Source organism: Thermodesulfomicrobium sp. WS, assembly GCF_027925145.1.
Taxonomy (GTDB): domain Bacteria; phylum Desulfobacterota; class Desulfovibrionia; order Desulfovibrionales; family Desulfomicrobiaceae; genus Thermodesulfomicrobium.
Genome location: NZ_AP027130.1, coordinates 1,980,631 through 2,002,843, shown reverse-complemented (window position 1 = coordinate 2,002,843; position 22,213 = coordinate 1,980,631). Strand labels below are relative to the sequence as shown.

Annotated in this window: 22 protein-coding genes; 9 read left to right on the top strand and 13 right to left on the bottom strand. The window is 66.8% G+C overall.

Annotation, left to right across the window (positions count from 1 at the left end):
• Window positions 1-4 precede the first annotated feature (4 nt).
• Window positions 5-1,738, bottom strand: a complete 1,734-nt coding sequence (ade, locus tag QMF81_RS09635) for an adenine deaminase (RefSeq protein ID WP_281750595.1) — start codon at window positions 1,736-1,738, stop codon at window positions 5-7.
• 85 nt (window positions 1,739-1,823) lie between these two features.
• On the opposite strand from ade, the gene QMF81_RS09630 reads away from it, so the two are divergent.
• On the top strand, window positions 1,824-2,750 hold the full coding sequence (locus QMF81_RS09630) for a PAS domain-containing protein (RefSeq protein ID WP_281750594.1): 927 nt from the start codon (window positions 1,824-1,826) through the stop codon (window positions 2,748-2,750).
• On the opposite strand, the gene QMF81_RS09625 is transcribed toward QMF81_RS09630, so the two are convergent.
• From QMF81_RS09625 to coaE, 9 genes are all read right to left on the bottom strand, one after another.
• Entirely contained in the window at window positions 2,747-3,706 is a 960-nt protein-coding gene (locus tag QMF81_RS09625) for a DUF58 domain-containing protein (protein ID WP_281750593.1), read from the bottom strand. The genes QMF81_RS09630 and QMF81_RS09625 overlap by 4 nt on opposite strands.
• Window positions 3,703-4,575, bottom strand: a complete 873-nt coding sequence (locus QMF81_RS09620) for a MoxR family ATPase (RefSeq protein ID WP_281752963.1) — start codon at window positions 4,573-4,575, stop codon at window positions 3,703-3,705. Before QMF81_RS09620 ends, QMF81_RS09625 begins: the two co-directional genes overlap by 4 nt.
• Window positions 4,575-5,363: a 4-hydroxy-tetrahydrodipicolinate reductase gene (dapB, locus tag QMF81_RS09615; RefSeq protein WP_281750592.1), complete on the bottom strand. Its 789-nt coding sequence runs from the start codon at window positions 5,361-5,363 to the stop codon at window positions 4,575-4,577. The genes QMF81_RS09620 and dapB overlap by 1 nt, the downstream gene beginning before the upstream one ends.
• A 3-nt stretch (window positions 5,364-5,366) precedes the next feature.
• Window positions 5,367-7,202 (bottom strand): helix-hairpin-helix domain-containing protein, encoded by a 1,836-nt coding sequence (locus tag QMF81_RS09610; protein ID WP_281750591.1) that lies wholly within the window; start codon window positions 7,200-7,202, stop codon window positions 5,367-5,369.
• On the bottom strand, window positions 7,199-8,272 hold the full coding sequence (locus QMF81_RS09605; RefSeq protein ID WP_281750590.1) for a potassium channel protein: 1,074 nt from the start codon (window positions 8,270-8,272) through the stop codon (window positions 7,199-7,201). Before QMF81_RS09605 ends, QMF81_RS09610 begins: the two co-directional genes overlap by 4 nt.
• The gene (gene uvrB / locus QMF81_RS09600; protein ID WP_281750589.1) at window positions 8,253-10,244 is read right to left on the bottom strand and encodes an excinuclease ABC subunit UvrB; all 1,992 of its coding nucleotides are present in this window, start codon (window positions 10,242-10,244) and stop codon (window positions 8,253-8,255) included. Before uvrB ends, QMF81_RS09605 begins: the two co-directional genes overlap by 20 nt.
• The gene (locus QMF81_RS09595) at window positions 10,241-11,098 is read right to left on the bottom strand and encodes a phosphodiester glycosidase family protein (protein WP_281750588.1); all 858 of its coding nucleotides are present in this window, start codon (window positions 11,096-11,098) and stop codon (window positions 10,241-10,243) included. Before QMF81_RS09595 ends, uvrB begins: the two co-directional genes overlap by 4 nt.
• A 69-nt stretch (window positions 11,099-11,167) precedes the next feature.
• On the bottom strand, window positions 11,168-11,860 hold the full coding sequence (locus QMF81_RS09590; RefSeq protein ID WP_281750587.1) for a rhomboid family intramembrane serine protease: 693 nt from the start codon (window positions 11,858-11,860) through the stop codon (window positions 11,168-11,170).
• Entirely contained in the window at window positions 11,844-13,442 is a 1,599-nt protein-coding gene (coaE, locus tag QMF81_RS09585; protein WP_281750586.1) for a dephospho-CoA kinase, read from the bottom strand. Before coaE ends, QMF81_RS09590 begins: the two co-directional genes overlap by 17 nt.
• A 99-nt stretch (window positions 13,443-13,541) precedes the next feature.
• Here coaE and QMF81_RS09580 point away from each other — a divergent pair, with 99 nt between their 5' ends.
• Entirely contained in the window at window positions 13,542-13,754 is a 213-nt protein-coding gene (locus QMF81_RS09580; protein ID WP_281750585.1) for a hypothetical protein, read from the top strand.
• Window positions 13,755-13,814: 60 nt separating this feature from the next.
• Here QMF81_RS09580 and QMF81_RS09575 read toward each other — a convergent pair whose 3' ends face one another.
• Together QMF81_RS09575 and QMF81_RS09570 are read right to left on the bottom strand one after the other, a co-directional pair.
• The gene (locus QMF81_RS09575; protein ID WP_281750584.1) at window positions 13,815-15,149 is read right to left on the bottom strand and encodes a UDP-glucose/GDP-mannose dehydrogenase family protein; all 1,335 of its coding nucleotides are present in this window, start codon (window positions 15,147-15,149) and stop codon (window positions 13,815-13,817) included.
• Between the two features lie 24 nt (window positions 15,150-15,173).
• Window positions 15,174-16,319, bottom strand: coding sequence for a serine hydrolase (locus tag QMF81_RS09570; protein ID WP_281750583.1), 1,146 nt, complete (start codon window positions 16,317-16,319; stop codon window positions 15,174-15,176).
• Window positions 16,320-16,485: 166 nt separating this feature from the next.
• Here QMF81_RS09570 and QMF81_RS09565 point away from each other — a divergent pair, with 166 nt between their 5' ends.
• From QMF81_RS09565 to QMF81_RS09535, 7 genes are all read left to right on the top strand, one after another.
• Complete coding sequence (locus tag QMF81_RS09565) at window positions 16,486-16,737, top strand: hypothetical protein (RefSeq protein WP_281750582.1); 252 nt, start codon at window positions 16,486-16,488, stop codon at window positions 16,735-16,737.
• Between the two features lie 127 nt (window positions 16,738-16,864).
• The gene (gene flgF / locus QMF81_RS09560; protein WP_281750581.1) at window positions 16,865-17,644 is read left to right on the top strand and encodes a flagellar basal-body rod protein FlgF; all 780 of its coding nucleotides are present in this window, start codon (window positions 16,865-16,867) and stop codon (window positions 17,642-17,644) included.
• A 32-nt stretch (window positions 17,645-17,676) separates the two neighbouring features.
• Window positions 17,677-18,459, top strand: a complete 783-nt coding sequence (gene flgG, locus QMF81_RS09555; protein WP_281750580.1) for a flagellar basal-body rod protein FlgG — start codon at window positions 17,677-17,679, stop codon at window positions 18,457-18,459.
• A gap of 9 nt (window positions 18,460-18,468) precedes the next feature.
• Window positions 18,469-19,428 carry a flagellar basal body P-ring formation chaperone FlgA gene (gene flgA, locus QMF81_RS09550; RefSeq protein ID WP_281750579.1) on the top strand — a complete coding sequence of 320 codons (960 nt, stop codon included), beginning with the start codon at window positions 18,469-18,471 and terminating at the stop codon, window positions 19,426-19,428.
• Window positions 19,425-20,105 (top strand): flagellar basal body L-ring protein FlgH, encoded by a 681-nt coding sequence (locus tag QMF81_RS09545; RefSeq protein WP_281750578.1) that lies wholly within the window; start codon window positions 19,425-19,427, stop codon window positions 20,103-20,105. Before flgA ends, QMF81_RS09545 begins: the two co-directional genes overlap by 4 nt.
• The gene (locus tag QMF81_RS09540; RefSeq protein ID WP_281750577.1) at window positions 20,089-21,198 is read left to right on the top strand and encodes a flagellar basal body P-ring protein FlgI; all 1,110 of its coding nucleotides are present in this window, start codon (window positions 20,089-20,091) and stop codon (window positions 21,196-21,198) included. The genes QMF81_RS09545 and QMF81_RS09540 overlap by 17 nt, the downstream gene beginning before the upstream one ends.
• A gap of 9 nt (window positions 21,199-21,207) precedes the next feature.
• A complete protein-coding gene (locus QMF81_RS09535; RefSeq protein ID WP_281750576.1) occupies window positions 21,208-21,768 on the top strand; it encodes a rod-binding protein in 561 nt (186 codons plus the stop codon).
• Here the strand turns inward: QMF81_RS09535 and QMF81_RS09530 are convergent.
• Window positions 21,758-22,213 (bottom strand): acyl-CoA thioesterase, encoded by a 456-nt coding sequence (locus QMF81_RS09530; RefSeq protein ID WP_281750575.1) that lies wholly within the window; start codon window positions 22,211-22,213, stop codon window positions 21,758-21,760. The two genes, QMF81_RS09535 and QMF81_RS09530, sit on opposite strands and share 11 nt — an antisense overlap.

Genomic DNA, 22,213 nt, shown 5'->3' with positions numbered 1-22,213 from the left:
CCGGTCACGTGCCGGGAAACAGCGGCACGGTCTGGAACAGGGCGGTTTCCACCAGCCCCATGTCCGTGAGCTTGAGGGCCGGGATCACCGGCAGGGCGAGGAAGCTCAGGGCCATGAAGGGCTGGGCAAGGGTGCAGCCGAGGCCGTGCGCTGCCGCGGTGAGGCGCTCCATGGTCTGGGCCACCTCGGCGGCGGGCGCATCGCTCATGAGCCCGGCCAGGGGGAGTGGGAGGACGTCCACCTCATGGGGGCTTTGGGCCACGGCCATGCCGCCGCCTGCGTCCCGAAGGCTTTGGGCCACGGCGAGCATGCTCGCGTCGTCCACCCCGGCCACCAGCAGGTTATGGGAGTCGTGGGCCACGGTGGTGCCCATGGCCCCGCGTTGGAGCCCAAGCCCCTGGGCAAAGCCCAGGGCCGGCGCGGTGCCGGCGCCGTAGCGATTGTAGACGGCAAGTTTCACCAAGTCTCGGGAAGGGTCGGCCACGGCGCAGCCGTTTTCCACGCGGGCCTCCACTTCCAGGTCTGCGGTGAGCAGCGAGCCTTCGAGCACGCCGATGGCCCGGACCACGGTGCCCTGCGCCGGGATGGCGAGGTCTCCCATGCGCAGCTCGGGCAGATGCATCACCGGCGCAAGGGGTGGGCAGGGCGGCAGGGCCAGCGGCGCGACGAGGGCGCCGTCCTGGGCCACCAGCCGACCGTCCTTGAACACCATCACCGGCTTCCAGGGATGGAGCGTGGGACTCACCGAGAAGTCTGCCCGGTATCCGGGGGCAATGGCCCCGCGCCGGCGCAGGCCGAAGTGCCGGGCCGTGGTGATGCTGGCCAGGGCCAAGGCGCGGGCGGGGGCGATACCTGCGGCCATGGCGGCGTTGACGGCGCGGTCCATGTGGCCTTGGCTGCAGAGCTCATGGGGGTGGAGATCGTCGGTGGCGAGCATGCACCAGGGCCAACTGTGGTCGGTGACTGCCGGGGCGAGCGCGGTGAGGTCCTTGGACTGGCTGCCGTGGCGCAGCATGAGGGCCATGCCTTGGGCGAGTTTTTCCCGGGCCTCGGCGGCGGAGGTGCACTCGTGATCCGAGCCGATCCCGGCGGCGATGTAGGCGGAAAGCCCAAGGCCGCCCAGGAGCGGGGCGTGGCCGTCTATGGGATGGTCCTGGAAGAGCACGAGCTTGTCCAGGATTTCCGGTCGGGCACCCAAGACTCCGGGAAAATTCATCATTTCTCCAAGGCCCACAACGCGGGGATGGTCCAGCACCGTGGCGAGATCCGCGCCCGAGAGCTCTGCCCCGGAGCGCTCCAGGTGTGAGGCGGGCACGCAGCTCGGGAGCATGAAGAACACCTCCAGCGGCAGGCCCTCGGTGGCGGCCAAAAGGTAGCGCACCCCGTCCATACCGAGGACATTGGCGATCTCGTGAGGGTCGGCCACCACGGCGGTGGTGCCGTGGGGCAGGCTTGCGGCGCAGAATTGCCGCGGGGAGAGCATGGTGCTCTCCAGGTGGATGTGGGCGTCGAGGAACCCCGGGGCCACGTAGAGCCCGCGGGCGTCCAGCTCTTCCCGGGCTTCTGTGGAACGCCCCCAGCCCAGGAAGACGCCTTCCGCCACGGCCAGGTCCCCTGCTTCGATTTCGCCGGTAAAGACGTTGACGATGCGGCAGCCGCGCAGGCAAAGGTCTGCGGGCGCAGCCCCCTGGGCGGCATGGATGATGCGGGAGAGGCGGCGTCGGTCGTGGCGGTGCATGGGGCGCTCCTTGGGGTGCTTGCAGTCCAGGTGGGACAGCTTCTCGTAGCACGGAACAACCATTGGGGCAATTCGAGGAAGCCATATGGACGCGGAAAACGAGCAGGGCACAGGGGCGTGGGCCGGGGATTGGATGTCCATGTCTCCCAGCGAGGCCCAGGCGCGGCTCATGGTGCTGGTGCAGGGCTGTCCGCTGGGGATCTTTTTCGATGACCCCGAGGACCGCTGTGTGTTCGCCAACGAGGCCTTCTGTCAGATGATGGACATGACCCTGGAAGAGGCCCTGGGGGATGGCTGGACCCTGCGGGTGCATCCCGAAGACCTGCCGGGATTGCTTGCGGCCCGTGCCGCCTCCGTGGCCGCCGGCGAGGCGGTGTTCCGGGCCGAGTACCGTTTTGTCACGCCATCGGGGCGCGCCGGGTGGGTGGAGGAACAGACCCGGCCGGTGTTTTCCCCGGACGGTGCCTTGTGGGGCTACGTCGGCACGGTGATGGACATTACCCGGCGCAAGGAGGAGGAAGCGCTGCTCCAGCGCCTCAATGCCGAGCTCTCGGCCCAGGTGGCCCAGGACCGGGCGGAGATTTGCGCGCACAAGGAACAGGTGGCGGATCTCTCCGCCGCCTTGCGCGTGCTCTTGGCCCAGCGCGAGGCGGACCGCGAGGCCGAGCGCCGGGCGGTTGTGGCCAATGTGCAGGGGCGCATCCTCCCTGCTGTGGAGCGCTTGTTGGGGCTGGATCTGCCGCCGCAGGCGCAGGAAGCAGCGCAGGAGCTGGTCCGTGCGGTGCACGAGGCCGCATCCCCGCTCACACGCCGGCTCATGGACCTGGGGCTGACCCGGGCGGAGCTGCGGGTGGCCGAACTGGTGCAGGCGGGGCTTTCCATCAAGGAGACCGCCCAGCGATTGGGGGTGGCGCAGACCACGGTGGAGAGCCATCGCCGCAGCCTGCGCCGGAAATTGGGGCTATCACGGCGCGGCAGCCTGCGTGCCGCCTTGGCGGCCTTGGAAGGCTAGCGCGTCGGCCTCTCCTCCCAGGGGAGCAGGGCCAGGGCTTCCAGGCAGCGGTGGCGCTGGGCCTCTCCCTTTTCCGGAACGATGACCATGCCAGGCAGGCAGAGGCCATAGCGGAGCTGCGCCCTGGCGGCGGCCTCGACACACGCGGTCAGACGTTGGATGCGCTCTTCGCCCTGCCCTGGGCAGGCGTCCCAATGGAGCAGCACTGCTCCGCCCTGGCCGTCGCTGTGATCGAAGACCACCAGCGGTCCCCCGCGCGCCAGGCTGCGGGCCGCGGTCTTCCAGGCGATGCGCGTGGGGGCGTCTCCGGGACGGTAGGGCCGCAGATCCTGGGGATCGTCGCCTGCAGTGCTCTGCTGTGGGGCGTTGGCGTCGGCACTCATGGGACGAATGGGAAAGACCGGGCATCCGCCGGGCCAAGGCGTAGGATAGATCACACCGTGCACCGGCAGACGCATGAAGGTCCAGGCGCGAAAGAGCCCGAGGGGCGCGGCCGTGGCCATGCCTATCTCCACCCAGGATACCTGTCCGCGCCGGGTGGTGGGAAGCGGCGCGTGCACGTGTGCGGTCCCGGGCTGCACCATCTGGGGCGTCCACGGGCCGTTTCCCGCGCAGGCCTCCAGGGTGAGGCTGGTTGTTCCCGGCACGCGTACCTGCACGGCGCAGGGGGCGTCTTCTCCACAAAAGACCGGGGTGAGCTGCACGCGATGCACATCGATGCGACCAAGGACGAGGTGGGTGTGCACCGCGGCCACTACCCCTACGGCGGCGAGCAGGCAGGAGAGGAACAGGGCCAGGTTGTTGGTGTGGTTGAGGGCCGCGGCCAGGAGCAGCAGCACCGTGGCGGCGAAGGCCACACCAGCACCGGTGGGCAGGATGAAGATGCGCCGGGGACGGGCCGGCAGGGCGGCCTTCGGGGCCGCGGCGCGGGTGCGCCTCTCGGCCCAGGATCTCATGGGATGGGCACCTCGCGCAGGATGGCCTCAGGGGCGATGGGCGTGGCGGCGCGTAGGCGGTGGCCGGCCACGGCGGGAAACACCGCCTGCACGTCTTCCGGGATGACGTAGTCGCGGCCATCGAGATAGGCCCAGGCCTTGGCCAGGCGCACCAATCCCTGGCCTGCCCGGGGCGAGAGTCCGAGGGCGAAGCGCCCCGGCTCCCGGGTCCAGGCAAGCAGGGCGTGCACATAGGCCAGAAGCGCCGGACTCGTCCTGCAGGCCCAGGCCTCGGACTGCATGGCGAGCACTGCGGCGGCGTCGGCCATGGGGTCTGGCATCTGAGGGGCGGGCTGGGTGAGGAGCGCCATCTCGGCCTCGGCCTCAGGATAGCCCAGGTGGATGCGGGCAAGAAAGCGGTCCAATTGCGATTCGGGCAGGGGGGCGGTGCCGGCCATGTCCTGGGCGTTTTGGGTGGCCAGGACGAAAAAGGGCGCCGGCAAGGGATAGGTGGTGCCGTCGAGGCTCACCTGCTGCTCTTCCATGGCCTCCAGCAGGGCGCTCTGGGTGCGGGGGGTGCCGCGGTTGATCTCGTCGGCCAGAAGCACGTGGTGGAAGATGGGGCCGGGGTGGAACACGAAGCGGCCTTCGTGCCACACCGAGGCCCCGAGGATGTCCGCAGGCAAGAGGTCGTTGGTGAACTGCACCCGGGCGAAGCTGAGGCCCAGCACCGCGGCCAGGGCTTTGGCCAGGGTGGTCTTGCCGATGCCGGGCACGTCTTCGATGAGCAGGTGCCCCCGCGCCACCAGGCAGGCCAGGGCCATGCGCACCTGCGGCTCTTTGCCGAGTACGGTCCGGCCCACAGCGTGGATGAGGGCGTGGGGGTCCATCACACCCCGTCCATCATGTCCGCCATGGAGTAGAGGCGGCCGGGCTTCCGGTCTGCCAGCCAGCGGGCCGCGCGCAGGGCGCCGCGGGCGAAGTTCTCCCGGGAATGGGCGCGGTGGGTGACCTCGATGCGCTCGCCGGGGCCGAAGAAGAACACCGTGTGGTCGCCCACTACGTCGCCGCCGCGCAGCGTCTGGATGCCGATCTCCTCCGGCTTGCGGGCGCCGATGATGCCGTGGCGGCAATAGGTGCCGGCGGCCTCCAGATCCAGGCCGCGGCTGTCTGCGAGCACCTGGGCGAGTTTGAGGGCCGTACCGCTGGGGGCGTCCTTTTTGGCCTTGTGGTGGGTCTCCACGATCTCCAGATCATAGGCCGCGCCGAGGATGCGCTCCAAAAGCGGCAAGACGCGGCACAGGGCGTTGATGCCGATGGACATGTTGGGCGACCAGAAGAGCGGGGCCTTGGCCGCCAGGGCCTCCAGTTCCGTGAGTTGGGCGCGGGTGAGCCCCGTGGTGCCCATGACCAAGGGATTGCCGGTGGCGGCCACGGCGCGGGCGTGGGCGAGGCTCGCCTCCGGGGCGGTGAAGTCCACCACCACCGCGCCGGGGTGTTGCGGCAGGGCGGCTTCCAGGGATTCGGTCACGGTGCAGCCGAAGGTTTCCAAGCCTGCGGTGTGGCCGGGACGTTCCACTACAGCGGCCAAGTGCAGATCCGGGTCGTCAAGGACGAGGCGGGCAATGGTGGAGCCCATGCGGCCTTTGGCGCCGGTGACGATGAGGGAAAGGGACATGGGTTACCTCCCGTGGGTGGCGGCGTGGCGCTCTTCCACCAGCCGCCGGTATTGGGTTTCCGTAAGGATGGTGACGCCAAGCTCCTGGGCCTTGGCGAGCTTGGATCCAGGGTCACGGCCCACCACCAGGTAATCGGTGGAACGCGAGACTGCGGAACCCACCTGCGCCCCCAGGGCGCGGGCCTCGTCTTCCAGGGCCTTGCGCGGACCGCTCTCCATGGTCCCGGTGAACACGATGCGCTTGCCCGCAAGGGCGCTGGGCTGGTGCGCTGGTGGTGGGGTATGGCGCAGCACGAAGCCTGCGTCCAGCATCTGGCGGATGCGGTCGCGGTTGCGGGAGATCCCCGCCACCACGGCTGCGGCGGTCACCGGGCCAAAACCCGGGATGTTTTGGAGTTCTTCCTCGGTGATGGCAAAAAGCCGCTCCCAGGGCACGTGGGTGAGCAGGCGTCGGCTTTCGGCGATACCCAATCCCTCGATGCCCAGGGCCGCCAGAAAGCGCCAGTCTTCCACGCCGCCGCTCGCGCTGCTTCTCAGGGCCTGGGCCAGATTGGCCGCCTGCACCGGGCCGAAGCCCAGGGCGCGGAAATCCGCTTCCGTCAGCCGGTACACCGCCTCCACGCGGTCATATCCGGCTTCCACCAGTCGGGCGATGGTCTTGGGACCGAACCAATGGGCGCTGTCTATGGTGCGGAACCAATGGGAGAGGGCTTCGGCCTGCTTGGCCGGGCAATGGGGGGCTTCACAGACGAGAAAGTCGTTCTCCCACGCCAGGGGGCTGTGGCAGGAGGGGCAGGTGGTGGGCAGGAGAACCGGGGCGGGCTCGATGACCTCTTCCACCTTGGGGATGACCTCGCCGCTGCGGATGATGACTACCCGCGCCCCAGGCCCCAGCCCGGCCTTGCGCACGAACCCGGCGTTGTGGCCGCTCACCCGGCGGATGGTGGCCCCGGACAGGGACACCGGCGCCACCTGGAGCACCGGGGTGACCTTGCCGGTGCGGCCCACCTGCCACACGATGGCCTCCACGCTGGTGATGGCGGTATCGCCCTTGCGCTTGATGGCCAGCTGCCAGCGGTAGTGGTGGCTGGTGGCGCCGAGGATCCGGCGCACGCCTTCGTCCGTCACTTCCGCCACGAATCCATCCAGGGGGTAGTCCACCTGCCGCGCCAGATCCTGGCGGATGGCGTCGAGGCGCTCCAGAAGCTCTGCACCGCTGCCTTCCCAGGCCGGCAAGGTTACATACGGCACGAAGAGCACGGCCCCGGCGGCCAGGGCCTTTTGGGCGTGCTCGTTCAGTTCGTCGGCGCTCGCGATGCCCACCACGAGGTTGCGCGGGTGCTCGAAATAGGCGGCAAGGTGCTTGGCGAAATAGCTTTGCCGCAGCACCAGCTCGCCCAGCCCCAGGCCGCGGCCGCCCACTGGGATGACCCCGCGGGCGAAGACGTGGGTGATGTCCGAGCCCATCTCGCCATCGCCACGGGTGGCCAGGACCTCGCCGTCGTCGCGGCCTGCCAGGCCGTCCAGCTTGGGGGTGAGGCGCAGGCGCACCGGGTGCACGCCCGCTTCCTCGCCGGCGCGCTCCACCCGCTCCACGAAACGGGCCACTTCACCGGGGGTGTAGGCCTTTTCCGTGGAGAGCATGGGCTGGGGGTGGCGCACTAGACGGCGGCCGCGGAAGTCTTCGGGCTCTACGCGGTGGAGAAAGGGGTGGTCCGGGGCTTGACGCCGCAGCTCTTCCACTAGGGCGTCGTACACCTCGTCGGGCACCAGAGGCGTGCCGTGCCGGTAGGCGCGGTTGAGCTCAGTGAGGCGCTGCACCAAGGTATCGACGTTCATGCTGGCTCCGCAGTTTCGCCCCGGGCAGCGGCCTGGAAGGCGGCGAAGTTTTCCGGCGGGCCCACGGCGATGAGGGTGTCGCCAGCCTCGATGAGCTGATTGGGCTGGGGATTGAAGAGCATGCCTGTGCCTGGCTTGTCGATGGCGATGATCATGAGCCCGAACCGGGGTCGGATACCCGAGGTGATGAGGGTGGTGCCGGCCAGGGTGGAGTTCTCGGCCACCCGCGCCTCTTCCATCTGCAGGTTTTTGCCTTGCAGCGCCAGGTCCATGAAGTCCGTGACCGTGGGCCGCAGCATCACCTGGGCGATGCGCCGGCCGCCGATGTGATGTGGGGTGATGACCCGCTGGGCCCCGGCGCGCTCCAGTTTGGCCACGGCGTCCGGGCGGTCCGCCCGGGCCACGATGGTGATGTCCGGCCGAAATTGCCGCGCCGACAGGGTGATGAAGACGTTTTCGGCATCCGTATCCACACAGGCGAAAAGCCCTTGGGCGCGGGCCACGCCTGCGGCGATGAGGGTTTGGTCTTCCGAGGCGTCGCCAGCGAGAAAGAGATAGCCCTCTTCTTGGAGTACGGCCAAGAGTTCCGGGTTGCGTTCGATGACCACCACGGTGTGCCCTGCCTGGCGCATTTCCTGGGCCACCACCTGGCCGATGCGGCCGAAGCCGCAGACGATGTAATGTCCTTCCAAGGTGTCCAAAATTTTGCGCATTTTGCGTCTCCCCCACAGGTCATGCAGCTTGCCGTCCACGATGACTTGGGTCATGGCGCCTACCAGGTAGGCAAAACTCCCCACTCCCAAGAGGATGAGGATGGTGACGAAGATCCGGCCGCGCTCGGAGATGGGGTGGACTTCCATGAAGCCCACGGTGGAGAGGGTGATGACCACCTGGTAGAAGCTGTCGAGGAAGTTCCAGCCTTCCACCACCATGAACACCGTAAGGCCATAGGCCACCACCCCGACGAGGAGGAAAAAGCTGGCCACCAGCGGCAAGAAGACGCCGCAGCGCAGTCGCAGCCAGGAATAGAGCACCCCCAGGCGCCAGACATTAGGATTGGGAGAGGCCATGGCGTGCTTCCACGGTTCGGATGATGTCCCGCAGCCTTGCGGCTTCCTCGAATTCCAGCAGCTCCGCCGCCTTGCGCATGCGGCGTTTGAGGTCCGCCACCAATGTGCGGGGATCCTTGCCATAGTCGGCCGCGGCCTCGGCGGCAAGGTCATGGCCCTTGCCACGGGAGTCGCGGCGCAGCTCGGCCAGGGCGTCGCCGTGTTCGCGCCGTACCGTGCGCGGGGTGATGCCGTGGCGGCGGTTGTATTCTTCCTGGATGCTCCGGCGGCGTTGGGTCTCGTCCATGGCCTGGCGCATGGCCGGGGTCACGGTGTCGGCATAGAGGAGCACCGTGCCGTGGTCGTTGCGCGCGGCCCGGCCAAAGGTCTGGATGAGGGAGCGGGCGGAGCGCAAGAACCCTTCCTTGTCCGCGTCCAGGATGGCCACCAGCGAGACCTCGGGCAGGTCGAGCCCCTCGCGCAGGAGGTTGATCCCCACCAGGACGAAGAATTCGCCGTCGCGCAGGGCCTGGAGGATGGCCATGCGTTCCAGGGTGTCGATGTCCGAGTGCAGGTAGCGGGAGGGGATCCCGCGGGCCTGGAGGAACTCGGTGAGGTCCTCGGCCATGCGTTTGGTGAGGGTGGTGACGAGCACCCGCTCGTCGGCCTCCATGCGGCGCTTGGCCTCGGCCAGGAGGTCATCCATCTGGCCCTGGGTGGGCCGCACTTCCACTACCGGGTCGAGCAGCCCGGTGGGCCGGATGATCTGTTCGGTGACCACGCCCTGGGCCTGCTCCAGCTCCCACGGCCCCGGGGTGGCGGAGACGTACACCGCCTGGCCGATGCGGGTGAGGAATTCCTCGAAGGACAGGGGGCGGTTGTCCAGTGCTGAGGGCAGGCGGAAACCATAGTCCACCAGGGTCTGCTTGCGGGATCGGTCGCCATGGAACATGCCGCCGATCTGGGGGATGGTGATATGCGATTCGTCGACGAACAGGAGAAAATCCTTGGGGAAATAGTCGAGGAGGGTGGCCGGCGGCTGACCTTCGGCGCGCCCATCCAGGTGGCGGGAGTAGTTTTCGATGCCGGTGCAGTAGCCGAGCTCTTCCATCATCTCCAAATCCAGCTGGGTCTTTTGCTCCAGACGCTGGGCCTCCACCAATTGGTTGCGTTCCTGGAAGTAGCGCAGCCGCTGGCGGAGTTCTTCCCGGATATCGGCCATGGCCCGGGCGAGGTTGTCGCGGTCGGACACGTAGTGGCTGGCGGGGAAGAGCACGGTCTTCTCCACTTCGTCCAGGATCTCGCCGGTGAGGGGATTGGTCTCGAAGATGGCTTCCAGCTCGTCGCCGAAGAACTCCAGGCGCAGGGCGCGCTCGTGGTGGTAGGCGGGGATGATCTCCAGGCTGTCGCCACGCACCCGGAAGGTGCCGCGATGGAAATCGTAGTCGTTGCGCTGGTAGTGGACGTCCAGGAGCCGGTCCATGAGACTGTCCATGGTGAGGCGTTGGCCGCGCTGGATGGGGATGACCATGCGGGCGTAGTACTCCGGTGAACCGAGGCCGTAGATGCAGGACACCGAGGCCACGATGAGGGTGTCGCGGCGGGTGAGCAGGGCATGGGTGGCAGCGTGGCGCAGTTTGTCGATGTCGTCGTTGATGGAGGAGTCTTTCTCGATGTAGGTGTCGGTGTGGGGCAGATAGGCTTCGGGCTGGTAGTAGTCGTAGTAGCTGACGAAATACTCCACGGCGTTGTGGGGAAACAGCGCCTTGAATTCGGTATAGAGCTGGGCCGCCAGGGTCTTGTTGGGAGCGAGCACCAGGGCCGGGCGCTGCATGCGGGCGATGACCTGGGCCATGGTGAAGGTCTTGCCCGAGCCCGTGACCCCAAGGAGTACCTGGTGGCGCACCCCCTGCTCCAGGTTGCGGCAGATGCTCTCGATGGCTGCGGGCTGGTCGCCGCTGGGCTCCCAGGGCGAGACGAGCTGGAAGGTCATGGGTGCGCGGCTCCGGGAGCGGGTTTGGGCCGTGCGCCCAGGACGTTGGGTACCGGCCAGAAGTGTTCGTTGGACGCTGCCGCCAGGTCCGAGGCGTACTCGCCCACGAAGCGTCTGGGACCGCTGGGTGTTTGCACGAAGAGGGCCGCGTCGGCCCCGCCTTCCAGGTACATGGCGCCGGCAAGCTCCAGCGGAAGTTCCAGGAGGATTTGGGCGAATTGGCCGGTGGTGATGCGCGGGCGGCAGTGGAGGAGCAGTACCCGGCCGGCGGCGTCCACGGCCAGGGCCGCCTGGGAGTGGGGCTTGCCGGTGGCAGGCCAGGCGTTTTGGCGATCCGGCCCAAAGAGGCGGTAGTTTTGCATGACGCCGAAATAGTCGTCCATGTGGGCGCGCCAATGCGGGTCTGCCGTTCGGTCCACGAAGCGCACCGGGGGAAGGTCCGGGCGTTTGGGCTGAAAGAGGAAGAGCGCCCCGTAATTGGGATGGAAGAAGGTGTTCACTTCTACGGATTTGTCGCGCAAAAAACCGGTGCTGAGGAAACGCTCGTCCATGCGGTACATGCCGGCGTTGATGACCGCGGTGAAGTTGTGCGCCGCGGCCCAATCTTCCACGGTGCGGCTGCGGCCGGAGGCAAGGGCGGTGCCGAGCTCCAGTTCCACGCGGGAGGGATCCAGGCGCAGCACGGCCACGGTCCCCTCCGAGGTGTCTCGGGGGATGGAAAAAAGGCGCAGCTCCATACCCGGCGCCACCGGGATCCAGGCGCTTTCCGGGTCAGCGGCCAGAACCACGGAAGCGAGCCGCCCGGGAGTGAGGAGCATCGCCACCGCGGCCCACACAAGCAAGATGCGACGCATGGCTGCTCGTATTCCACGAGAGCGGCGGCCTCGGCAAGGGGGCGGTGGCCGCTCTGCGATCTTTGCGGCTTATCGCTGCAGGCACTCCGGGCAGCGTTGGGGATCCATGAACCAGCGTACCAGGAACATGCCGGCCACAAATCCGCCGATGTGGGCCCACCAGGCCACGCCGCCGCCTTCCGGGCCGGCCAGCGCGCCGGAGAAGACCTGGGAGAGAAACCACAGCCCGAGGAAGAGTACCGCAGGCAGCTCGAAGATCATGGGGACGAAAAGGATGGGGACGAAGGTCACCACCCGGGCATGGGGGTAGAGGCTGAAGTAGGCGCCCATGACTCCGGCGATGGCCCCGGAGGCGCCGACCACCGGCACGGTGGAGTCCAGGTTGAGGGCCAGGTGCGCCCCCAAGGCGAGAAGGCCACAGGTGAGATAGAAGGCCGCGAAGCGCACGGGCCCCATGACGTCTTCCACGTTGTCGCCGAACACCCACAAGATCCACATGTTGCCGATGATGTGCAGCCAGCCCGAGTGGAGGAACATGTGGGTGATGAAGGCCAGCGGCAGTCCGTCGGGATACCCGTGCCAGGCCGCCCATTCCGGATGGGTGAAGCGGGCCGGCACCACGCCCCAGAGGTGCATGAATTGGAGTTCCTGGGGGAAGCTCATGCCACGGGTGGCGAGGAACACGGTGATGTTGATGGCCACGATGGCCCAGGTGATGAGGGGACGGTGGCGGGATGGGATGGTGTCACGAAGAGGAAACATTCGGGCTCCCAGGGGATTCGGGCCATGCGCCGTGGTGGAGGAAGTGGCGCAGGCGGTGGAGGAGACGCTGGCGACGGCCTTGGGCCAGGCGCATGGCCACGGCCAGCGCGGCCAGGGTGCGACGGAGGGTATCGTCCAGGGGGCCGGAATTGTCCACCACCAGATGGGCGGCGCGGATCTTGCGCGCTTGCGGCCATTGCCAGGAGTCCATGCGGCTTCGCTGCTCCGGGCCCCAGCCTCGGTCCGTCAAGCGCCGGTGGCGGAGTTCGTCCGGACAGAAGACCCCGAGCACCAGGTCACAGTCCTCGGCCATGCCGCTTTCGAGAAGGAGCGGGATCTCCGCCGCGGCCACCGGGGCGTCGCGGTGCGCTTCCCAGAAGGCCGCCACTTCTGCGCGCACCACGGGGTGGATGAGGGACTCCACTTCCCGGCGCAGGCGCGGGTCTTCCATGGCCTGCGCCAGGGCAGTCCGGTCCACGGGAGCGTCGTCGCTGGGGGTGAACCTGCGGCCGTAGTGGCAGCGGAGGATCTCCCATCCCACGGCGCCGGGAAGGTAGCTTTGGGCCACGATGGCGTCGGCGCTCACGGTGGGGACGCCGGCCTCGGCCAGCATGCGGGTGACGGTGCTCTTGCCGCATCCGGGGCAGCCGGTGATACCCAGCCGCAGCGTGCGGTGGGTGAGGGCTTCGAGAGTGTCCCAGAAGTCTTGGGGCGGTGCGGCGCGGAATTCCAGCCTCTGGCCGGTGATGGGGTGGGCAAAGGCCAGGTACCAGCTATGGAGCATCTGGCGCGGGGCCATGGCGGCGATGGGCCCGGGCGCGTACACCGCATCGCCGAGGAGCGGGTGCTTTTGGGCGGCAAGGTGCACCCGGATCTGATGGGTGCGGCCCGTATGGATGCGCACCCGCACCAAGGTGGCTTGGCCGCCTGGGGCCTGCCACAGGGGCCAGACTTCGGTGAGGGCGGGGCGGCCGTGGGGCACCACCGCCATGCGGGTCTTGAGGGTCGGGTGCCGGTCCATGGGCAGGTCCACGCGCATGGGCTCGTGGAGGGCGCCGGCCACCACGGCCAGGTATTCCTTGTGCACGCGGCGTTCGCTGAAGGCGGCGGTGAGGCCGACCCGTGCCGGTTCGGAGAGGGCGAGTACCAGCAGGCCTGAGGTGTCCTTGTCCAGGCGGTGGACCACGCCGGGCCGATCGCCGTCGAGGGTGAGCAAGGCGGGAAAGGCCGCAGCCGCCCGCTCCACCACGGTGGGGCCTTCCACCGAAGGGGCGGGGTGGGTGGTGAGGCCCGGGGCCTTGTCGATGACCACCAGATGGGCATCGGCATAGAGCACGGACAGGGGGCCGGGGGCTGGGGTGACGGTGGCGGGAGAAGGGTCCGGGACCTCCAGGGTGAGGCGCTGACCGGCGCTTACCCGCAGACTCGGTTTGCCGCAGGGGCGGCCATCCACGGTGGCCAGCCCTGCGCGGATCCATTCCTGGATGCGGGCGCGCGGGACAGTGCTCCCCAGATGGTGCATCCAGAATTGATCGAGCCGTGTCCCGGCCCAATGAGGATCCACCTGGAGCGCATGGGTCATGGCCGTCTCCTTGGTCCCCTAGGGCATGGACAAACCGGGCGACCCTCGGTAAGTGGGCCGCCAGTCGTTTCGTGAACCAGAGTTTGCAAGGAGTGTTGCATGGCGCGAGCCCTACCCCAGCATGAGGCCGACATTTCTCTGGAGGCGCAGCTCCAGAACCTCGACCGTGAGGAATTGCTGGATTTTTGGGAAGAAAGTCAATTCCTGGATCAGTATTTGGAATCCTCGTGTCCGTCCTGCTCGGCGTCGGTACACTACGAGCAGGCCATTGTCCTGGAGTTGCAGCGTCGGGCGACCCTCGGCCGGTTGTAAGGACAGGAGGCGGCGCAGTGCGCCGCCGGGTGGATGGCCCTCCTGCGGGAGGGCCTTTTTTTATGCCCGCGGTCGGCCGATGCAAAAGTAGGCGAAGCCCTGGCTGGCCAGGAGTCGGGGGTCGTAGAGGTTGCGGCCGTCGAAGATGATGGGCGCGGCGAGGGCCTTCTTGATGCGGGCAAAGTCGGGATTGCGGAACTGGTTCCATTCCGTGACTACTGCCAGGGAGTCGGCCCCTTGCAGGATGGCGTAGGGATCGTCCTCGATGGACACGAGGGGATTGTCCGCCAGGATCTCCCGCGCTTTGGGTCGCGCCACGGGATCGAAGGCCCGCACGCGCATCCCCTGTTGGGTGAGGCGGGCGATGATGGCCAGCGCCGGGGCCTGGCGCATGTCGTCGGTATTGGGTTTGAAGGCGAGCCCCCATAGGGCGACGGTCTTGCCCGCCACCCCGCCTTGAGGGGCGAAGTAGTCTTCGATCTTGGCGGCGAGCAGCGTCTTTTGCCGCTCGTTGACCTCATCCACCGCGGCCAAGAGCTGCGGCTCGTAGCCCACCTGTCGGGCCGTGCCCACCAGCGCCTTGACATCCTTGGGAAAACAGGACCCCCCGTAGCCGACGCCGGGGTAGATGAACTGGTAGCCGATGCGGTGGTCCGCGCCGATGCCGTGGCGCACTTCCGCCACGTCGGCCCCCACGCGGTCGCAGATATTGGCGATCTCGTTGATGAAGCTGATCTTGGTGGCCAGCATGCAGTTGGCGGCGTACTTGGTCATCTCCGCGCTGCGCACGCCCATGACGATGAGCTTTTCCCGGCTGCGGGCGTACGGTGCGTAGAGGGCGCGCAAGAGCTCTGCGGTGCGCACGTTGTCCGTGCCCACGATGACGCGGTCCGGTTTCATGAAGTCGTTGACCGCGTCGCCTTCCTTGAGAAATTCGGGATTGGAGACCACATCGAACTCCACGGATACGCCCCGGGCGTCCAGTTCTTCTTGAATGATGCTCCGCACCCAATCGGCCGTGCCCACTGGAACAGTGGATTTGTTGACGATAATGGCGTATTGGGAGAGATTTTTTCCAATATCCCGGGCGGCCTGTTCGACGAAGGAAAGGTCTGCGGAGCCGTCGGGCCCTTCTGGCGTCCCCACGCAGCAAAAGAGGAAGAGTTTGTCGCGCATGGCTGTGGCCAGATCCGTGGTAAAGGAAAGGCGTCCGGCCTCAATATTGCGTCGGACGATTTCCTCCAATCCAGGCTCATAAATATGGACGCGGCCTTGCTGGAGTTGCTCCACAATGGCGTCATTGACGTCCACGCATTCCACTGTGTTGCCCATCTCCGCAAAGCATGCAGCGGTGACGAGGCCCACGTATCCGGTGCCGATAATGCATATATTCATGGAAGGGCTCCTTACAGTGTAGGGTTAGGAGGCGCGGCCGGCGGCCCGGGCAAAACCGTAGTCCAGGAGTTTGACGGTCTCGCGGTGGCGTACGCCCGAGGAGGTGGCCCCCAGCACCACGGCCAAAAGCCGGGTCTTGCCGCGCTTGGCCGTGGCCACGATGTTGAATCCCGAGGCACACACGAACCCGGTCTTGAGCCCGTCAGCGCCGGGATAGGTCTCGAGGAGGGAATTGGCGTTGTGGTGGGTGACCCCACGGTAGGTGTGGGTGGTCATGGAGTGGATGGCTAGGGACTCGGGAAAGCGGTGCAGATAGGCCCGGGCAAGCACGGCCAGATCTCGGGCCGTGGTCATTTGGCCGGGGGCGGGCAGGCCGCTGGGGTTCTTGAAGACCGTGCGGCGCATGCCCAGCTCCCGTGCCTTGGCGTTCATGCGCGCCACGAAGGCGGCGGTGTTGCCCTTGCTCAAATATTCCGCCACTGCCACACAGGCGTTGTTGGCCGAGGCCACGCTGATGCCTTTGATGATCTCCAGGAGCGGCGCTCTTTCCCCAGGCACGAGGTGCATGGACGACCCTCCCACCCGGGCGGCGCGAGCGCTCACCGGGATCTCCGCCGAGACCGAGAGTTTCCCTTGGGCGATGGCCTCGCGGATGAGGTAGAGGGTCATGACCTTGGTCACCGAGGCGGGCGGGATGAGGCGGTCGGCATCCTGGGCGAAGTAGATTTCCCCGGAGTCCATGTCCATGAGATAGGCCGCCTTGGCTTGGAGGCGCAAGGGTGCGGCTCCTGCCGCGCTTGGGACGGGACGCGGGGCGGTGGATTTCTGCCTCGAGGCCTTGGGGGATGGGGCCTTGCGGACAGACGCAGCCGTGGGCCGGGACGCCTTGGTCTTGGAGGCAGTGGCCTTGGACTTGGACGTTCGCGCAGGGGCAGGCTTGGTTTTGGTCGTTCGGGAAGGGACGGACGCCTTGGCTGGCCGGGACGGAGCGCTTGCTTCCTTGGGTAGGGATTGTGGGGTGACCTCGGCGGGCGGGGTGCAGGGTGGTTGGGGCGTGGGCGCGATGACTTGCCCACGGAATTGTCCGCCGGTGTCTTCCTGTGCTGCTGCAGGCAGCAGCAGGGCCAAGGTCAGGACAACGCAGAGTATGGAGAAAACGAGTTTGCGCATGGCCTCGCGCCCTACGCGTGGGGTGGGCGGTGGGTCAAGAGAGGACTTGCACCGCAGACGGTGCTTGTTTTTGCGGGGAACATCGTGGTAGGTCGGCACACGGTGGTACGCCTTGGGCGCGCAGCGCCCCGGGCCTTTGACGCAACCCCTATGACGGAGGGAGGACATGAAATCGTTGGTGTTCCTTTTGGGATCCTTGGTACTGGCGGTAGGGATGGCGGTTGCCGCCGGGGACGAAACCCTGGCGCGGCGCGTGTGCACGTCATGTCATAACTTCAAACGGGTGGAGGCCCGGTTTGGCCAGGATCCAGCCGCCTGGGAAGCACTTGTCGGGCGGATGCTCGCCAAGAGTGGGGCTCCCAAGGTTGCGGAGGCCGAACGCGCCGCCATCATCCAGTGGCTGGCGGCCCAGAAGTAATAGAGTCCTATGTCCCGAGAAAGACTTCTGCAGGGACGAAGATCGGCTGCAGGCGCCTGCCACGCGCAGGCGCCTGTGCCGTCTTTGGCCCGAAGCTTGCTTTTTGGATGGGCACAAGGAGTGCGCCATGCAAAACAGCAGCTACAGCGCCCTGTTCGGGGCCCTGACCCAAGAGCGACGGTTGGATATCATCGCCAACAATCTCGCCAATGTGAACACCGCGGGCTTTAAAGGTGATCGCTTGGCCTTTCAGGACACCTTCACCCGCTACGCCCATGACCTGCAAAATCCCAACTATAGCGTCCGCGACCAAGTGGCCTGGCCGCGCAGCTATGTGCTTGCCCAGCCCCGCATTGCCGAGCGCGTCATCGATTTGACGCAAGGCCCGTTGGAGACCACGGGCAATCCTTTGGACCTCGCCGTGGCGGGGGAGGGGTTTTTCCGCCTCCAGACCCCGCAGGGGGAGATGCTCTCCCGCGGCGGCGGCTTCCAGCTTTCTCCAGACGGATTCGTGGTGGACGCCCAGGGCAATCGCCTTCTGGGGGAGGGCGGCCCGATCCAGATCCCGCAAGGGGCCCGGGACATCGTCATCACCGGGGATGGGCTTTTGAGCGCCGACAACGAGGCCGTGGACCGCATCCCCCTGGTCCGGGTGGAAGATCCCAAGGCGCTGGAAAAGATGGGGGCCAATCTCCTGCGCATCCGGCCGGAGAGCGGCGCGGCCCCCTTGCCCGCCGAGGATGCCGAGGTGGTGCAGGGGGCGGTGGAAAAGCCCAACGTGGAAGTGGTCACCGAGATGGTCAATATGATTGAAACCATGCGTGCCTACGAAGCCTATCAGAAGATCATCACCGGGACCTTTGAACAGGATAAGAAACTCATCACCGAGGTGGGTTCGGTGCGCTAGGCGCGTCCGACCCGGTGGGGAAGGAGGAGAGCATGATTCGCGCATTATGGACCGCGGCCTCGGGCATGGTGGCCCAGCAGATGAATCTGGATGTGACATCCAACAACCTGGCCAACGTCAACACCACGGGATTCAAGAAGAACCGCGCCGAGTTCGAAGACCTCATGTACCAGAATCTCAAGATCGCAGGCACACTCAATCAAAACGGCGATCAGCTTCCTGTTGGCCTGCAAATCGGCCTTGGTGTGCGCCCTGTGGCCGTGCACAAGCTCTTTTCCCAGGGCGATTTTCAAAACACCGGCAATCAACTGGACATCGCCATCGAGGGCGAAGGATTTTTCCGCGTCGATAAGGGCGGGGAAATCGCCTATACGCGAAGTGGGGCGTTCAAGCTCAATAGCAATGGCACCATCGTCACCGACAATGGGTACCCCTTGCAGCCGGCCTTCACCGTTCCCCAGGACACCCAGAACATCGTCATCACCGAGGACGGGCACCTCACCTGCGTGGACAAGAACGGCACCACGCTGGCGGAGACGGACATCCCGGTATACACCTTCGTGAACCCCGCAGGGCTCAAGGCCATTGGCCGCAACCTCTTCTACCAGACCGACGCCTCGGGCGAGGCCATTGAGAACGTGCCTGGCCAAGGCAACGCCGGTACCCTGGCTCAGGGGTTTCTGGAAATGTCCAATGTGGAGATCGTGGAGGAGATGGTGAACATGATCGTGGGTCAGCGTGCGTACGAGGCCAACTCCAAGGCGATTACCACCGCGGATTCCCTCTTGCAGATCGCCAATCAGGTGAAACGCTAGGAGGCGGCGATGCGCGCTGTGCTGCTTTTCCTCGTCATGATCTTGACAGCCTCGGCGGCCACGGCAGGGCGTCTGGTGGTCCCCGAGGCCGTGTGCGTGCCTGCCGAGGCCAATGCCATCACCTTGGCGCATGTGGCGCGGGCCGAAGGCGAGGAGGCCATGGCCTTTCTCGAACGATGGGGAGCGACACCGGTAGCCTTGGCCCCGCAGGCCATTGGGGGGCGCGTGCGCATCTTGGGGCGGGACCTGCAGCAGGCCGTGGCCGGGCGCATTCCGGTGCCTGCCCCGCCTCTGGCCTTTCCGGAGGCGATTGTGGTGCAGCGGGGCGGCCAGGTGGTGGCGGTGGAGCGTTTGCGCCCTGCCCTGGAGCAGGCCTTGGGGGCGCATCTGGCTGCTCTGGGCGGGGAGGTGCGCATCACCCAGTGGCGGCTGCCGCAATGGTTTTTCATCGCTGCTGATGCGCCGGTGCGGTTCCGCCTGGCGCCGCCGTCGGCCCTTTCCGGCTCCATCCCGGTGCGCGTGGAGGCGGTGGACGAGGCGGGTGTGGTGCGGGATGTCCTCTCCGGGGTGGTGCTTGCCGAGGTGTGGGCCGAGGTGCCCTGCGCGGCGCGGTCCCTTTCCCGGGGTGAGGTGGTGCAGGAGCAGAGCGTGGTGCGCATGCGCATGGATCTGGCGGCCCTGGGGCGTCCGGTGTGGGACGGCGCGGGCATGGGGGCCGTGCGGGTGCGCTCCGCGGTGCCGCAGGGAAGGCCCATCCTGGCGGAGATGGTGGAGCCGGTGCCGGTGGTGGAGCGGGGGCGTATGGTCCGTGTGGTTTTTGACAACGGCCGGCTGCGGTTGGCGGTCCCTGGCCAGAGTTTGGAGGACGGCGGGGTTGGCAGCGTGATCCGGGTCCGCAACCTGCAAAGCCAGCGTGTGGTGGAGGCCCGGGTGGTGGATGAGTCCACGGTGCGTGTGGGGGGCATATGAAAGCCATAGGGACGATGCTGGTACTTGTGACCCTGGTTGTGGGGTGCGCGACTCCTTCCCGCCGACCCTCCGTGGGGCGCGGCCTGGAGCCGCAGCCGCAGACGGCGGTGCCTGCCTGGGAAAATCCCGGATCCCTGTACGATCCTGATGGGGCGGCGGTCTTGTTTGCCGATCCCCGGGCGCGGCGGGTGGGGGATATCGTGGTGGTGAAGGTCCTGGACAGCACCACGGCCAAGAACAAGGCGTCCACCACGGCGGATAAAAAGAGCTCCGTCGATCTGGGAGTCAGTAATTTTTTGGGGCGGGATTCCCTGCCGTATCTCGGCGATGTGGGCACCACCCCCATGGTCAAGGCTGGGTCCACCAACAATTTTGAAGGCGATGGGGAGACCAAAAGGGAGAGTTCGGTGAAGGCCACGGTGGCGGCACGGGTGACGCGGGTCCTTCCTGGCGGGGTGTTGGAAATCATGGGCGCCCGGGAGATGCGCGTCAACGGCGAGACCCAGTTGGTGGCTGTGGAAGGCTTGGTCCGGGCGCGGGACATCGCTGCGGACAACACCGTGGAGTCTTCGTATTTGGCGGATGCCCGCATCGAATTCTTTGGCGAAGGGGTGCTGGCGGAAAAGCAGCGGCCGGGATGGCTGGCAAGGATTTTGGACCATGTGTGGCCGTTTTAGGAATATCGCCGCGTGGATCGTGCTCGCCGTGTTGGGTGTGACGGCGGCAGGCCCGGCGTGGGGGGCGCGGCTCAAGGATATCGCCTCCTTCAGTGGGGTGCGCTCCAATGATCTGGTGGGCTACGGCTTGGTGGTCGGGCTTTCGGGCACCGGAGACAAGAGCGGCTCGGAGTTCACCATCCAGTCCATGACCAACATGCTCGAATCCATGGGCGTCAAGGTGGACCGTGCCCAGCTCAAGCCGAAAAATGTGGCTGCGGTCATGGTCACGGCCAAGATGCCGGCCTCGGCGCGTCCGGGCTCGCGGCTGGACGTGACGGTTTCTTCCATGGGCGACGCCCAGTCGCTTCTGGGCGGAGTCCTGCTGCTGACCCCGCTGCGGGGCGTGGACGGACAGGTCTATGCCTTGTCCCAAGGCCCGCTCACCGTGGGGGGATTTTCCGCCGCAGGCGAGGCGACCACGACCACCAAGAACGTGGTGACCGTGGCGCGCATCCCGGGCGGGGCGGTGGTGGAGCGTCCGGTGCCCTTCCAGTTCAACGAGCAAAAAGACGTGACCATCCATCTGGATGATCAGGATTTCAGCACCACCCAACAGGTGGTGAACACCCTCAACGAGGTCATGGCCGGGCCGTACGCCGCGGCCCAGGACGCGGCCACGGTGAAGCTGCGCATCCCGGAGCGCTACCAGGGCAACATCGTGGGCCTCATGGCAGAGCTGGAGAACGTGGAAATCCGTCCCGACAGCCGGGCACGGGTGGTGGTGGACGAAAAGACCGGTACCGTGGTTTTTGGTGCCAACGTGACCTTGTCCAAGGTGGCGGTGACCCACGGAAACCTTCAACTTGTGGTGGCCGAGCAGCCGCAGGTATCCCAGCCCGGGGCCTTTTCCGGCGGGCAGACCGTGGTGACGCCCAATACCCAGGTGGGGGCGCGTGAGGAAAAACGCAACATCACCATGCTCGAAGGGGCCACGGTGCAGGATTTGGTGCAAGGGCTCAACGCCATCGGCGCCACGCCCCGGGATCTCATCTCCATTCTCCGCACGCTCAAGGCCGCGGGCGCCCTGCACGCGGATCTAGAAGTGCTCTAGGAGGTCGTCATGGCGGATATTCGAGCGCTTGGCTCCCGAGACCCCGATTCCCCGCAGGTGCGCGAGGCGCGGTTGAAGAAGGCCACCCAGGACTTCGAGGCCCTGTTCCTTGCGCAGATGTGGAAGCAGATGCGCCAGGGGGTGGGCAAGGACGGGCTGCTCTCCTCCCCCCAATCGGAAAGCTACATCTCCATGTTTGATCAAGAGATGGGAGTGAAGATGGCCGAGGCCGGAGGCATCGGCCTTGGGGACATGCTCTTTCGGCAGCTGCAAACGCGCCTGGAGCGTGCTGGCCATGGCGCGCCGGCGCCGCTGCGCCCGCTGCGCGCCCCGGTGGCGTCTGCTTCTGGGGCGGCCCCCAGTGCAGCGTCCTCGCCAGGTCCAGCGCAGCCGGACCCCAGCGCAGCGGCGGTGGACGCCCTGGCAGAGCGCATCGTGCGCGAAAAGGCCCAGGCGCTTGCCCCCGGGGCCAACGCAGCACTGCGCCCGGAGGCAGACGCGGCCCACGGGCCGCAGACGGCCTCGGCGGCGCCGCTTTCCTCAGGCGAGGGGATTTGGCTTACGTGGTAGCACATGGGCGCACTGTCGCCGTGCCATCGGGGTTCCGGATAAAGAAGTGCGGATTTTCCGGCACTTCCCGCGGCCGGCGCGCCTCGTCCACCGCCACGTAGCGGAATACCCCTTCGGTCACCAACTGGCGTTCGGCTTCGTAGACCCCCACCAATTGCCGGGCCCAGACCTCCAGCTTGATGTCCAGGGAGGAGCGGCCCACGCGCACCAATTCGGCGTGGATGCAGATGGTGTCTCCCATCTTCACGGGCTTATCGAAACTCATCTTCTCCACACTCACCGTCACCACCCGGCCCTGGGCCACTTCCGAGGCCATGAGCCCGCCGGCGATGTCCATTTGGCTCAAGATCCAGCCGCCGAAGATGTCGCCGCTGGGGTTGGTGTCCTTGGGCATGGCGAGGGTGCGCAGCACCAGCAGGCCGCGCGGGGTGCGAGCAATGGACAT